Genomic DNA, 13,302 nt, shown 5'->3' on the forward strand with positions numbered 1-13,302 from the left:
AACTGACATCGATGTCAACCGCTGCCGCCCAGGAGGAGCAGATCGATGCCCAGTAAATTTGGTATATCAACCCGAGTCGCCGGTGGGCTGCTCGCCGTCGCGATGCTCGGCGCGCTGCACACCCCGACCGCCGGTGCCGCCCCGACCCAGGGGGACGGCCCGGTGAGCGCCGCGGCCCGCGCCGCCGCGTCGTACCAAGCGATGAACCAGTACTTCGACGCAGGCAAGGGCCTGCTGCTGGAGGAGTACCCGAACGAGCAGCAGAACCCGTACGCCTACGTCTGGCCGTACTCGCAGGCCGTCGTCGCCGCCGAGAACCTGGCCGGCATTCCCGGACTCGGCCGCCGCTGGGACGGCGAGGCCGAGAAGCGCCTCGACGGGTACGAGCCGTACTGGAACGCGGGCACCACGCCGAAGGGGTACGACTCCTACGTCCGGCCGCCGCTCGGTCAGGGCGGCGACAAGTTCTACGACGACAACGAGTGGATCGGCCTCAACCTGATCCAGCACTACCAGCGGACTGGTGACCGCTCGTCGCTGGCGCGGGCGAAGGAGATCTTCGCGCTCGTCGTGCACGGCTGGGACACCGACCCGTCGCACCCGTGCGCCGGCGGCGTCTACTGGACCCAGGCCCCGTGGAGCCAGGACCGCAACACGGTGTCGAACGGCCCCGGCGCCGAGCTCGGCGCGCATCTCTACCTGCTCACCAAGGACAAGTCGTTCCTGACCTGGGCGCAGAAGATGTACAAGTGGGCGCAGGACTGCATGCTCGCCCCGAACGGGCTGTACTGGGACCACATCGACCTGGCCGGCAACGTCGAGAAGACGCAGTGGAGCTACAACCAGGGCGTCATGCTCGGTGCCGGCGTGCTGCTCTACAAGTCGACCGGTGACAAGAAGTACCTGAACGACGCCAAGTCGGTCGCGAACGCGTCGCTCGCCTTCTACGGCAGCGAGGACCGGCTCTGGAAGCAGCCGACCCGGTTCAACTCGATCTGGTTCAAGAACCTGCTCATCCTCGACTCGGTCAGCCACGACCCGCGCTACAAGCAGACGATGCAGGCGTACTCCGACCGCGCCTGGCGCGAGGTCCGTGACCCCGAGACCGGTCTCTTCCACTTCGTCGACGGCCCCGTCCAGTTGTTGGAGCAGTCCGCGATGGTCCAGATCGACGCCCTCCTCGCCTGGCCCCGCAGCAGGTACGACGAACTCGCCTGACCCCGACTGAGCAAGAGGCTCCTCCTTCCCCCGACGGAAGGGGGAGCCTTTTGCGGTAGCGGACAGCCGTCCGGGCGGTCGCGATGCAGGGTCTTAGCTGGCGGCGGTCGCGCTGGTGATGCGGACCTCGGTGGCCGGCTTGCCGTCGGTGGGGCCGCCTTCGGGGAGGACGCCGGCGTTGGCGACCTTGTCGATCGCCTTCAGGCCGGTCGCGTCGACGGTGCCGAAGGCCGTGTACGCCGGGTCGAGGCCGGTGCCGTCGCCGTAGACGATGAAGAACTGGCTGCCGTTGGTGTTGGGGCCCGAGTTCGCCATCGCCAGCGTGCCGCGGCCGTACTTCAACTGGGGGAACACCTCGTCGTTGAACTTGTACCCCGGGCCGCCCATGCCGCTGGCGCTCGGGTCACCGCACTGCAGTACCTGCAGGCCGGCGCCGACGGTGAGGCGGTGGCAGATGGTGTTGTCGAAGTACTTCTGCCCGACCAGGCTGAGGAAGCTCTTCACCGTGCACGGCGCGAGCGCGCTGTCCAGGGTGAGGCCGAGGTCGCCGACGCTCGTCTTCAGGGTGACCGCGGACGTGCCGCTCGCCTTCACCTGGCCGTTGGCCGGCGGGTCCACCTTCTTCGCCGCGTCGCCGTCCTTGGTGTACGTGCAGTCCACCTGGGCCGGCAGCGCGGTCGGGCGCTTCAGCGGTGCCGCGAGCGCGGTCGGGATCGACTTCGGCTTGTTGTCCGGGCCGGCCGTTGACGGCAGTGCGGTGGGCGGCGTACTCGGTGACTCACCCGCTGTAGGCGTGTTCTCGTCGCCGGTGTTGGCCGCGATCACGATCACCCCGGCGATCACCACGACCACGGCCACGATCGAGGTGATCGTGATCGCCAGCATCCGGCGCCGGCGGGCCCGCTCCGCCGCGCGCTCCGCCTGCCGCGCGGCCTTCCGCGCCGCCAGCTGCTGCTGATGGGTCTTCTTCGACATGGTTCTCCTCCCACGCACCGACGCAGGGAACTTACAGCCAAACCCTGAGAATCAGCTGGTAAACCAAGAAGGTTGTGGAAAAGCAATCATCGGAGAGGCAGGCATGACGAGCGACGGCAAGCTGGTCCGGGACCGGATCCCCGAGATCGTCCGCGCGCACGGCGAGGAGCCGAACACGTACCAGGCCGGCCCGGACGAGTACCGGCGCCGCCTGCGGGCGAAGCTGACCGAGGAGGTCGGCGAGTTCCTCGAAGCGGGTCAGGAGCAGGCGATCGAGGAACTGGCCGACGTGCTCGAGGTGGTCTACGCGCTGGCCGCCGACCTGGGCGTCGACCGGGTGCGGCTGGAGCAGGTTCGCGAGGAGAAGGCGGAGCAGCGGGGCGGATTCACCGAGCGGATCGTGTGGACGGGAGTCGGCTGACCCCCGTCCTCGGCACTACGCGTCGTACGGCTGGCGGCCGCCGTTGACGGTGGTGTAGAGCGAGTACAGCGAGGTGGTCGCGGTGAGGAAGAGACGGTTGCGCTTCTCGCCGCCGAAGCAGAGGTTGGAGACCGTCTCGGGGACGAGGAGCTTGCCGAGCAGGGTGGCGTCCGGGTGGTACACGTGCACGCCGTCGGCCGCGGCGCCCCAGACGCGGCCCTCGGTGTCGAGGCGGATGCCGTCGAAGATCCCGTTGCCGCACTCGGCGAAGACGTCGCCGCCGGACAGCGCCGTGCCGTCCGCGCTGACGTCGAAGACGCGGATGTGGCCCTCGTCCGAGTCGGTGACGTAGAGCAGGGACTCGTCGTTGGAGAAGGCGAGCCCGTTCGGCCGGACGAAGTCGTCGGCCACCCGGCTGATCAAGCCGTCGGGGCCGATCCGGTACACGTGGCAGCCGCCGGTCTCGATGTCGGCCCGGTGGCCCTCGTAGTCGCTGTCGATCCCGTACGCCGGGTCGGTGAACCAGACCGAGCCGTCGGACCGGACCACCACGTCGTTCGGGCTGTTCAGCCGCTTGCCTTCGTAGCCGTCGGCAAGGACCCGGACGGAGCCGTCGTGCTCGGTCCGGGTGACCCGGCGGTGGCCGTGCTCACAGCTGACCAGGCGGCCCTCGGTGTCCCGGGTATGGCCGTTGGTGTTGCCGGCCGGCTGCCGGTACGCCGACACCTGGTACGAGGTCTCGTCCCAGCGCAGGATCCGGTCGTTCGGGATGTCGCTGAACAGCAGGTACTTCCCGTCCGGCGAGTACACCGGTCCCTCCAGCCAGCGGCCGCCGGTCCAGAGTCGCTCGAGGTGCTGGTCGCCGCGGATGCCGGCGAACCGGTCGTCCTGTTTCTCCCAGACGGCGGGGGCGGTTCCGGCCAGCGGTGCGAGCAGGGTCATCCGGGACTCCTCAGGAAGCGGCAGAAAGCGTTCTCCGATCGTACGGGGCGGGCGCGCCGTCCGTCGTGAGCAGCCAGGAGTACACCGAGGTGGTCGCGGTGACGAAGAGCCGGTTCCGTTTGGCACCGCCGAAGCACAGGTTCGACACGACGTCGGGGAACAGCAGCTTGCCGATCAGCGTGCCGTCGGGATCGAAGCAGTGCACGCCTTCGTGCGTCGCCGCCCAGACCCGGCCGGTCGCGTCCAGCCGGATCCCGTCGAACATGCCGGCCTCGCACAAGGCGAACACGTCCCCGCCGGTGAGCCTGCCGTCGTCCTTCACGTCGAACCTTCGGATGTGCCGCGCCGGGGTGTCCACGACGTACAGCTGCGACTCGTCGAGGGAGAACGCGAGCCCGTTCGGCCGGACGAAGTCGTCGGCGACCACGGTCAGTACGCCGTCCGGCGAGACCCGGTACACGTGGCATCCGGCGATCTCTTGCTCGGCCGCGTGCCCCTCGTAGTTCGAGGTGATCCCGTACGGCGGGTCGGTGAACCAGACGGAGCCGTCGGAGCGCACGACCACGTCGTTCGGGCTGTTCAACCGGGCGCCGTCCAGGTGGGAGGCGAGCACCGCGATCGATCCGTCGGCCTCGGTCCGGGTGACCCGGCGATTCCCTTGCTCGCAACTGATCAGGCGGCCGCGGGCGTCCAGGGTGTGGCCGTTGGTGTACCCGGCGGGCTGCCGGAACACGGAGACCTGGCCGGACACCTCGTCCCAGCGGAGCATCCGGTCGTTCGGGATGTCGCTGAACAGCAGACATCGCCAGGCCGGGGAGTACACGGGTCCCTCCAGCCAGCGGCCGCCGGCGTACAGGCGCTCGACGTACTCGTCGCCGCGCGCGACCGGTCCGAAGCGCTCGTCCAGCGTGACCAGGTCGGCCCTCAGACGGGCGGGCGGCTCGGACAGCGTGACAGTCATGATGCCTTCTTTCTGAATGATCTACTGCTAGATTTCTAGTTCACAGGATCTGATTCGGCAAGAGGTGTTCATGGCCATAGACGATGTCGACCGCGCCCTGCTCGTGCGGTTGCAGAACGACGCAACCCAGTCGTACGCCGCACTCGGGCAAGCCGTCGGCCTGTCCGCGGGCGCCGCGCACGAGCGGGTCCGCAAACTCAAGGCGACCGGCGTGATCCGCCGGACGACGATCGAGGTGGATCCGGCGGCCCTCGGCAGCGGCGTGCTCGCGTACGTGTTGCTCGACTCGGACGCGTGGATGGGCGACGAGCCGACGCTGGACGCGTTGCAGGCGATCCCGACGGTCGAGGAGGCGCACATCATCGCGGGACCGGCATCGGTGCTGGTGAAGGTGCGGACCGGGAGCACCGAAGCGCTGCAGGCGACGCTGCGATCGCTCCACTTGGTGGACGGCGTGACCAGTACTCAGACAATTGTCGTGCTGGAATCCTTCTTCGAGAGAGCGCCCGCCGTGGTGTGATCAACGCCCTGTCCTCCTCCGGCTACGTTGTCCCTAGACTCAGGCGACGCCGAAGGGAGTTCAGCTGTGTCAGACCGCAAGCAGATCACCAAGGTCCTGGTCGCGAACCGGGGCGAGATCGCCGTCCGGGTCGTCCGTGCCGCCGCCGACGCCGGCCTGGCCAGCGTCGCCGTGTACGCCGAGCCCGACCGGGACGCGCTGTTCGTCCGGCTCGCCGACGAGGCGTACTCGCTCGACGGTGCGACCCCGGCTGACTCCTACCTGAACATCGCCAAGATCCTCGACGCCGCCGCCCGCTCCGGCGCGGACGCGGTGCACCCGGGGTACGGGTTCCTGGCCGAGAACGCCGAGTTCGCCCAGGCCGTGCTGGATGCCGGCCTGATCTGGATCGGCCCGCCGCCGGCCGCGATCGACTCGCTCGGCGACAAGGTGAAGGCCCGGCACATCGCCGACAAGGTCGGCGCCCCGCAGGTCCCCGGGACGCCCGACCCGGTCGCGGACGCCGCCGAGGTGGTCGCCTTCGCCGAGCAGTACGGGCTCCCGATCGCGATCAAGGCGGCCTACGGCGGCGGCGGTCGCGGGATGAAGGTCGCCCGCTCGATGGAGGAGATCCCCGAGCTGTTCGACTCCGCGGTCCGCGAGGCGGTCAGCGCCTTCGGCCGGGGCGAGTGCTTCGTCGAGCGGTACCTGGACCAGCCCCGGCACGTCGAGACGCAGTGCCTGGCCGATGCCCACGGCAACGTTGTTGTCGTCTCCACCCGGGACTGCTCGCTGCAACGGCGGTACCAGAAGCTCGTCGAGGAAGCGCCGGCACCGTTCCTCTCGGAGTCGCAGCTGGAGACCCTGTACACGTCCTCGAAGGCGATCCTGCGCGAGGCCGGGTACGTCGGCGCCGGGACGTGCGAGTTCCTGGTCGGGCAGGACGGGCTGATCTCGTTCCTCGAGGTGAACACCCGGCTCCAGGTCGAGCACCCGGTCTCCGAGGAGGTCACCGGGCTGGACCTGGTCCGCGAGATGTTCCGGATCGCGAACGGTGAGGAACTCGGCTACGACGACCCGGAGGTCTCCGGCCACTCGATCGAGTTCCGCATCAACGCGGAGGACGCGGGACGTGGATTCCTGCCGGCCCCGGGGACGTTGACCCGCTGGCACGCGCCGTCCGGTCCGGGCGTGCGGCTCGACGGTGGGTACGACCAGGGCGAGACGGTCCCTGGTTCGTTCGACTCGCTGGTGGCGAAGTTGATCGTGAGCGGCCGCGACCGGACCCAGGCGCTGGAGCGGTCCCGCCGTGCGCTGAAGGAGTTCGTGGTCGAGGGAATGCCGACGGTCATCCCGTTCCACGCGACCGTGGTCTCGGATCCGGCGTTCGTCGGCGAAGACGGCTTCAAGGTGCACACCCGGTGGATCGAGACCGAGTTCGACAACCAGATCCCGCCGTACGAGGGTGCTGCTGAGACCCCCGAGGCCGGTGAGCGGGAGAAGGTGACTGTCGAGGTTGGTGGGAAGCGGCTCGAGGTCGTACTCCCTGCTGGGCTTGGCGCTTCGGCCGTTGGTGCGGGTGTTGCCGCAGGCAAGAAGAAGCCGGCCCGTCGCGCCGGCGGGAGCAGCAAGTCGTCCGCGGCCTCGGGTGATTCGCTGGCCTCGCCTATGCAGGGCACGATCGTGAAGATCGCGGTCGAAGAAGGCGCGACCGTTGCCGAGGGCGACCTCATCGTGGTCCTGGAAGCGATGAAGATGGAACAGCCGCTGAACGCCCACAAGGCAGGCACGGTCACCGGGCTCTCGGCCGAGGTCGGTGCCACAGTCGCAGCCGGCGCGGTCATCTGCGACCTCAAGGACTGATTCGGGGGTACGCGGGGGCGGGGCGCGGTTCGGCGGCTCCTTTCGTCGGAGAATCGCTGGGTGGGAGCAAACAATCTGCTCGTGGGTGACACTCTGCAATTTTCGTCGAAAGAACTCACCGTTAAGGTCGCGGCCGTTGCGCGGTCGAAGGCTTCTATTCGCGTTCACAATATAACAGTCGAGAATGCGCACAACTATTTCGTCTTGGTTGGGAACGTCCCGGTCCTTGTGCATAACTGTGACTTCGGCCCGGGAATTGCTGATCATAAGTATGACAAGCGTCCTTGGCGTAGGTAAAAAATCTGGCGCCGATATGCCGGAGTATGATTATGATGGTCGATTCGAGCAGTACGTCGACGATGCTAGATCGCTGATGTGCAGCGAATCGTGTCCTAGTGGCGCGATGGAGACAACGCGAAATCTTGATGGTAGAGTCACCGTAATTCGGCTGGACTCGGCCGGTCGGCTCGGGATGCGGGAAGGTAATAGAATCACTATCTTCTTCAGGCCGGACAACCCAATGGAGTACTTCGCTGGGCGTGCAAATGAGCAGTTATATGGATAGAGATAGCGATTTTGTCGAGGCGTTCTCGGAGTTTATCCGGTCCCTAGTGTCGCGTTAGCGAAGTAACTTTACTTCGGGTTGGTTCTTCGGAATCATTCGGTCGTGGCGTTGACTGTGGTGGTGGATGTGTCGCCGGGCGATCGTGAGGTTCTGGAGTCGTGGATGCGTTCGCCGTCGCTGCGGGCGGGGCTGGCGCAGCGGGCGCGGATCGTGTTGCTGGCTGCAGATGGCGTGCCGGTGAAGGACATCGTGGAGCGGGTCGGGGCATCCAAGCCGACGGTGATCGGCTGGAAGAAGCGCTATCTGGCTGAAGGTCTCGGCGGGTTGGACGATCGGCCGAAACCGGGGCGTCGCAAGCAGATCGATGACGTCGAGGTCGTGCTGGCCACGTTGGAGCCGCCACCGGAACGGCTCGGTGTGACGCACTGGTCGTCGCGGCTACTGGCCACCGAGCTGGGGCTGTCGCACGTGACCGTGGCGAAGGTGTGGAAACAGTGGGGCCTGCAGCCGTGGCGGGTCGAGACGTTCAAGTTCTCCACCGATCCCGAACTCCAGGCCAGGGTCCGCGACGTCGTGGGTCTGTATCTGAACCCGCCGGAGAACGCGATCGTCTTGTCGGTCGACGAAAAGTCCCAGATCCAGGCCCTGGACCGGACCGCGCCGATCCTGCCACTGCGACCCGGGATCCCTGAGAAACAGACCCATGACTACGTTCGGCACGGCACCACCACGCTGTTCGCCGCGCTCGAGGTCGCCACTGGCAAGGTCGTCGACGCCTGCTACCCGCGGCACCGCAACACCGAGTTCCTCAAGTTCTTGAAGCAGGTCGCCAAGGCCTATCCCCGGCGCCGGCTGCACATCGTGTGCGACAACTACCGCACCCACAAACACGCCAACGTGCAAGCCTGGCTGGCCAAGAACCCGCGGATCACGCTGCACTTCACCCCGACGTCCGGCTCCTGGCTGAACATGGTCGAGATCTTCTTCGGGATCATCACCCGCCAAGCCATCCGCCGCGGCAGCTTCAACAGCGTCAACGAACTCACCACCGCGATCCGCCGATTCATCGACGGCTGGAACGACCGCTGCCAACCCTTCACCTGGACCAAGACCGCCGACGACATCCTCGACCACACCAACCCAGGTCAAAGAACATCCTTTACGCGACACTAGGGCGTTGGCGGGATTTCGATCCGGCATCCCTGGTTGGACGATGGGTTGAATTCGTCGCGGAGTGCATTAGTGGCTACCAGGGTGAGCTAAATGAAGACTATTTCAACGATCTGACTGTAAGAAACGATCTTGAAAAAGCTTTCAATGCGCCGCAGTTGTCAGCGTACCCATCAATGGAGTCAATTCGTCGTGATGTAATGAGAGCCGACGAAGAGCTCCGCGCTATCCTGATCCCTGATGTCCTCGAGAATGTCCCTCAAGAGCAATGGTGGCTGAGGGGAGTCGTTAGTTACGCCGGCCAGGTCCTCGTCGACGAACTACGGATCCAGTATGGGGTGTCTATCCGGTTGATGAAGTGAAATGGCGTCATGGCAACGGGTCAGCGACGCCGCCGTCGGCGCGTGGTCTGGTAGGGGAGAGTGGAGAGTGCAGATTGGCTGCAGAAGATCAGAGTTCCGATCCATTGCCTGATCGATCGGGGCATGTTCAGCAGATTGCTCGTATACGCGAGGATCTGGCGTTGGCGTTGGAAGATGCTGTCGAAGATTCTGCTGGGATGAAATAGCCGACCCTGCTGTTAGTTGCAGACCGAAAGTAGATCGACCTAGGCATCAAATCTTCGGGGAGCCGGTAGGCCCTGTGGCATTGACGCCGTGGCGGAGAGGCTGCTTCAGCCGCGAGTGGGTCGGTGGGAGCCGACGGACGAAGGCTCGGCGTCGGGCTACCTCGGCTCCCACCTATGAAACTCAGAAGTTGTTCTTGATTTGGTCTATGACGGTGAAGATGGCTAGGAAGCCGAAGGCCAGGAAGGCGAAGATGAGAACCCCAGTGCGGAGCCTTGTGATGCGGATGGCCGGCGGGAGGGCCCTGGAGTTCATCCACCAGAGCAGGCCGGAGTAGATGAACATCATCGTGCCGGCTGTGCAGGCTGAGATGACCAGCAGGACCAGGGGCTGGTCCAGGCCGGCGAGGAGGACCAGGATGCCGAAGGCGACCAGGCCCCAGACGAGCCAGAAGTAGAGCTTGGACTCGGTCATCGGTGATTCGCGCAGGTAGCGGGACTTGATCATGTCGGCGGCGAGCCGGGAGGTGTAGTCGACGATTCCGGCGGCCGCGGCGAAGAGGGCGAAGGCGCCGATGGCCCAGAAGAGGTAGCCGAACCAGCCGCCGACCAGGGTCTGCAGCTGGGTTCCTTCCACCTTGAGGAAGGAGATCTTGTTCTGGACGTCGGGGTTCCCGAACAGGGTGGCGTGGGCAAGCATCGAGGTGAACACGATGGTCACGATCGTGATGGCGACGAATGTGGCGGCCTGCTCGATGTTGGCGAACTTCCACCAGCGCCGCCAGCGGGCCATGTTCTCCTCGTTCGGTGTGAACGTGTACCCGTTGGCGGTCGGGTCGGCTTCGGTCTCGCCGGTGACCGGGGAGGTCAGCCGGGGGACGTGGACGCCCATGCCGAAACCCTTGTCGCGGATCCAGTTGCTCTGGCAGAGGTTCTGGCCGCCACCGGCACCGGCGTACGCGATCGCGCCCATCACCAGCGCGAAGCCGAGCTGGTCGACCGGGAACTGCGGGTTGGTGACCGCGTCACCGAGCGCACTGTACGTCTTGCCGCGGATCGCGAAGACGAGTGCGAGCACGACCAGGAGTGCGACAGCCGCGATCTTGACGAAGATAAGCCGCTCCAGCATCACGTAGACCACCGGCGCCAGCGTCAGGATCGCGCCGATCACCAGCAGGATGCAGATCGCGATCCAGCGCGGATCGCCCGCGCCGAACAGGTACGTGAGCATCGAGGCGGAGCTCGTCGCCCAGCCGGGCCAGAGGTTCGCGAAGTACGTCATGATCGCGAAGAACAGGCCCCAGTGTTTCCCGTACCGGTTGAAGCCGGTCAACGCTGTCTCACCAGTGGCCAGCGTGTACCGCTCGATCTCCATGTTCAGGAACCACTGGACGCACACCCCGACGACGGCGCCCCAGAGGAACACCAGCCCGACCTGGGACGCGATGTACGGCCAGAGGATGAATTCGCCCGAGGCCAGCCCGACGCCGGCGCCGACCATGCCGGGGCCGACGATCTTCCAGGTTTGGCTGGGTGGCTCGGGTAGGTCGCGAACCTGCGGTGCGGGCAGGTTCTTGGTCGGCAGGTTGAAGACTTGTTGTGTGGACCTGGTGTCTGCCATGGGCTCCTCATTCCCAATCGACCCCCGCTCCGGACCATAACGAACCAGCGCCGTAGAGGCGACCCGACACAGCCTTGACAGATCACGACGTACTGCGCACGGTGGGGCGCCTTGTCGACAAATCGCCGCCGGCGACTCAGGACCGCAGCATTACCAGGGCTCCCTTGAACGTCGCCATGAGATCAAGGCTGCTTCGCGCGAGCCAGTTTGCTCGGCCACCAGACCTTGCGGCCCAGGTCGTACGAGAGGGCGGGGACGAGCAGCGAGCGGACCACGGTGGTGTCGAGGAGTACGCCGAACGCGACCATGAACGCGATCTGGACCAGGAACAGGATCGGCAGCACCGCGAGCGCGGAGAAGGTGGCCGCGAGCACCACGCCGGCCGAGGTGATGACGCCGCCGGTGACGGCGAGGCCGACCAGGATGCCCGGCCGGGTGCCCTGGTGGATCGACTCCTCCCGGACCCGGGTCATCAGGAAGATCGAGTAGTCGATGCCCAGCGCGACCAGGAACACGAACGCGTACAGCGGGATCGACGGATCGGCACCGGGGAACCCGAAGACATGGTTGAACACCAGCGCGCTGACCCCGACCGTAGCCGCGAACGAGATCACGTTCGCCACCACCAGCAGGACGGCCGCCGTGATCGAGCGGAGCAGCAGCATCAGCACCACGAAGATGACCAGCAGGATCGCCGGGATGATCACCCGCAGATCGCGTTCGCTCGCGTCCAGCACGTCCAGGTTGATCGCGGTGGTGCCGCCGACCAGGACCTCCGGGCCGACCTTGTCCAGCTCGGTCCGCAGGTGCTCGACCACCTTGGTCGCCTCGGGCGAGTCGGCCGCCACCTCCAGCGTGGCCTGGACCAGGACGTTGCCCTCGACAACCTTCGGCGGTGTCCCCGGGGCCGCGCCGATGGCCGCGGCGCCGACGCCGTCGACCTGGCTCGCGATCTCGATCACCTGGGTGGCCTTGCCCTGCGGGGTGAGGATCTGGACCGGGGTCCCGGCGCCGGCGTCGAAGTGCTTGGCCAGCTGCTCCTGGCCGGTGACCGACTCGACCTTGTCCAGGAACAGTTCCTCCTGCGAGATCCCGGACGCCTTGAACGTCGGCAGGAAAGCGCCGCAGGCCAGCAGCGCGAGCGCCGTGATCGCCCACACCTTGCGCGGGCTGCGGCCGACCAGCCCGGACACCCGGCCCCACAGCTTGCGGCCGCCGACCTGGTCGCTCGCGTGCACGTGGTCCAGCTTCGGGATCGACGGCCAGAAGATCCGCCGGCCGAACGCGAGCAGGACCGCGGGCAGGAACGTCATCGCGGAGATCAGCGCGCCGGCGATGCCGATGGCCCCGACCGGGCCGAGTCCCTTGGTGCTGCCGAGCTGGGAGAGCAGCAGGCAGAGCAGGCCGAGGATGACGGTCGCCGCGCTGGCCGCGATCGGCTCGATCGACGCCCGCCAGGCGACCCGCATCGCGTCGAACTTGCTCTCGTAGTCGTGCAGTTCTTCCTTGTACCGCGAGACGAGCAGCAGCGAGTAGTCCGTCGCGGCCCCGACCACGAGGATGAACAGGATGCCCTGGCTCTGCCCGTTCAGCTCGATCACGTCGTTCTCTGCCAGCGGATAGACCACCAGCGCGGCCAGGGCGAGCCCGAAGACCGCGGTGAGCAGGACCGCGATCGGCAGCACCGGGCTGCGGTACACGATCAGCAGGATCACGAACACCACCGCCAGCGCGACCCCGAGCAGGATGCCGTCGATCCCGCCGAACGCGACCACGAAGTCGGCGAACACACCACCCGGCCCGGTCACGTACACCTGCAGCCCGGTCGGGGTGAGGCTCTGCTTGATCTCGGTCCGCATCGAGTCGGCGGCGGCGAACAGCACGGTCTCGCCTTCCGTGACCACCTCGTCGGCCTTGTCACCGTCCAGCTCGACGGTGAGCAGCAGCGCCTTGCGGTCCTCGGACGGGATGACCTGCTGGGCGGGCGCGGCGAGGTAGTCGCCGAGCTTCTTGCCCGCGCCGAGGTCGAGGTCCCCGACCTTTGCGAGGAACCCCTTCGCCGCGACCAGGTCGTCGGCGGTGATGCCGCTCTCGCGTTCGATCAGGACGAAGTACGGCAGCGCGCGCGAGTCGACGAACTTCGCCGCCTGGTCCGCGACCAGGGTGGACTCGGCCTGTTTGGGCAGGAAGTTCGCGTTGTCGTTCTCCTGCACCTCGCTCAGCCGGCCGACGGTGGGACCGCCGAGCGCGCCGAGGACGAGCCAGCCGACCAGGACCGCCGCGATCGCCGCGCGCCAGGCCCACCGGCCGGACTTCCGCCGCGGTGCCTTGTGCTCGGCCCTGTGGTGCTGATCGGTTCCCGATCCCTGCTGGTCCACCCGTGGTCCCCTCGTTCGGTCCAGCTTGCGTAGACCCGCACAGTACCCAGCCGGGCGGCTCGCACCGCCGATGCCCCGCCGCCCTACCGGACGGTCAGCTCTCACCGCCCGCCGGGTGGTGTGC

10 protein-coding genes and 1 pseudogene are annotated in these 13,302 nt (G+C 66.8%); 6 read left to right on the forward strand and 5 right to left on the reverse strand.

Features of this window, described 5'->3' with window-relative positions; translation table 11 throughout:
• The first annotated feature begins 45 nt into the window (after positions 1–45).
• Complete coding sequence (locus FB561_RS15530) at positions 46–1,218, forward strand: glycoside hydrolase family 76 protein (protein ID WP_145807311.1); 1,173 nt, start codon at positions 46–48, stop codon at positions 1,216–1,218.
• 93 nt (positions 1,219–1,311) lie between these two features.
• On the opposite strand, the gene FB561_RS15535 is transcribed toward FB561_RS15530, so the two are convergent.
• Positions 1,312–2,193 (reverse strand): peptidylprolyl isomerase, encoded by an 882-nt coding sequence (locus FB561_RS15535; RefSeq protein WP_145807313.1) that lies wholly within the window; start codon positions 2,191–2,193, stop codon positions 1,312–1,314.
• A gap of 103 nt (positions 2,194–2,296) precedes the next feature.
• Here FB561_RS15535 and FB561_RS15540 point away from each other — a divergent pair, with 103 nt between their 5' ends.
• Positions 2,297–2,614, forward strand: a complete 318-nt coding sequence (locus FB561_RS15540) for a nucleoside triphosphate pyrophosphohydrolase (RefSeq protein ID WP_145807315.1) — start codon at positions 2,297–2,299, stop codon at positions 2,612–2,614.
• A gap of 15 nt (positions 2,615–2,629) precedes the next feature.
• Here the strand turns inward: FB561_RS15540 and FB561_RS15545 are convergent, their stop codons facing one another.
• Both FB561_RS15545 and FB561_RS15550 read right to left on the reverse strand, forming a co-directional pair.
• Positions 2,630–3,556 carry an SMP-30/gluconolactonase/LRE family protein gene (locus FB561_RS15545; protein ID WP_145807317.1) on the reverse strand — a complete coding sequence of 309 codons (927 nt, stop codon included), beginning with the start codon at positions 3,554–3,556 and terminating at the stop codon, positions 2,630–2,632.
• A 10-nt stretch (positions 3,557–3,566) separates the two neighbouring features.
• Positions 3,567–4,517, reverse strand: a complete 951-nt coding sequence (locus FB561_RS15550; protein ID WP_145807319.1) for an SMP-30/gluconolactonase/LRE family protein — start codon at positions 4,515–4,517, stop codon at positions 3,567–3,569.
• Between the two features lie 70 nt (positions 4,518–4,587).
• On the opposite strand from FB561_RS15550, the gene FB561_RS15555 reads away from it, so the two are divergent.
• The 4 genes and pseudogenes from FB561_RS15555 (at position 4,588) to FB561_RS15570 (ending at position 8,617) form a co-directional block, all read left to right on the forward strand.
• The gene (locus FB561_RS15555) at positions 4,588–5,037 is read left to right on the forward strand and encodes an Lrp/AsnC family transcriptional regulator (protein WP_145807321.1); all 450 of its coding nucleotides are present in this window, start codon (positions 4,588–4,590) and stop codon (positions 5,035–5,037) included.
• A gap of 66 nt (positions 5,038–5,103) precedes the next feature.
• The gene (locus FB561_RS15560; RefSeq protein WP_145807323.1) at positions 5,104–6,879 is read left to right on the forward strand and encodes an acetyl/propionyl/methylcrotonyl-CoA carboxylase subunit alpha; all 1,776 of its coding nucleotides are present in this window, start codon (positions 5,104–5,106) and stop codon (positions 6,877–6,879) included.
• A 57-nt stretch (positions 6,880–6,936) separates the two neighbouring features.
• Positions 6,937–7,176: pseudogene (locus FB561_RS39215) on the forward strand (Hint domain-containing protein); the annotation flags it as partial.
• Positions 7,177–7,606: 430 nt separating this feature from the next.
• Complete coding sequence (locus FB561_RS15570) at positions 7,607–8,617, forward strand: IS630 family transposase (protein ID WP_420371357.1); 1,011 nt, start codon at positions 7,607–7,609, stop codon at positions 8,615–8,617.
• Positions 8,618–9,363: 746 nt separating this feature from the next.
• On the opposite strand, the gene FB561_RS15575 is transcribed toward FB561_RS15570, so the two are convergent.
• Both FB561_RS15575 and FB561_RS15580 read right to left on the reverse strand, forming a co-directional pair.
• Entirely contained in the window at positions 9,364–10,800 is a 1,437-nt protein-coding gene (locus FB561_RS15575; RefSeq protein WP_145807329.1) for an Nramp family divalent metal transporter, read from the reverse strand.
• 182 nt (positions 10,801–10,982) lie between these two features.
• A complete protein-coding gene (locus FB561_RS15580) occupies positions 10,983–13,178 on the reverse strand; it encodes an MMPL family transporter (protein ID WP_145807331.1) in 2,196 nt (731 codons plus the stop codon).
• Positions 13,179–13,302 lie beyond the last annotated feature (124 nt).

Source organism: Kribbella amoyensis (assembly GCF_007828865.1).
Taxonomy (GTDB): Bacteria; Actinomycetota; Actinomycetes; order Propionibacteriales; family Kribbellaceae; genus Kribbella; species Kribbella amoyensis.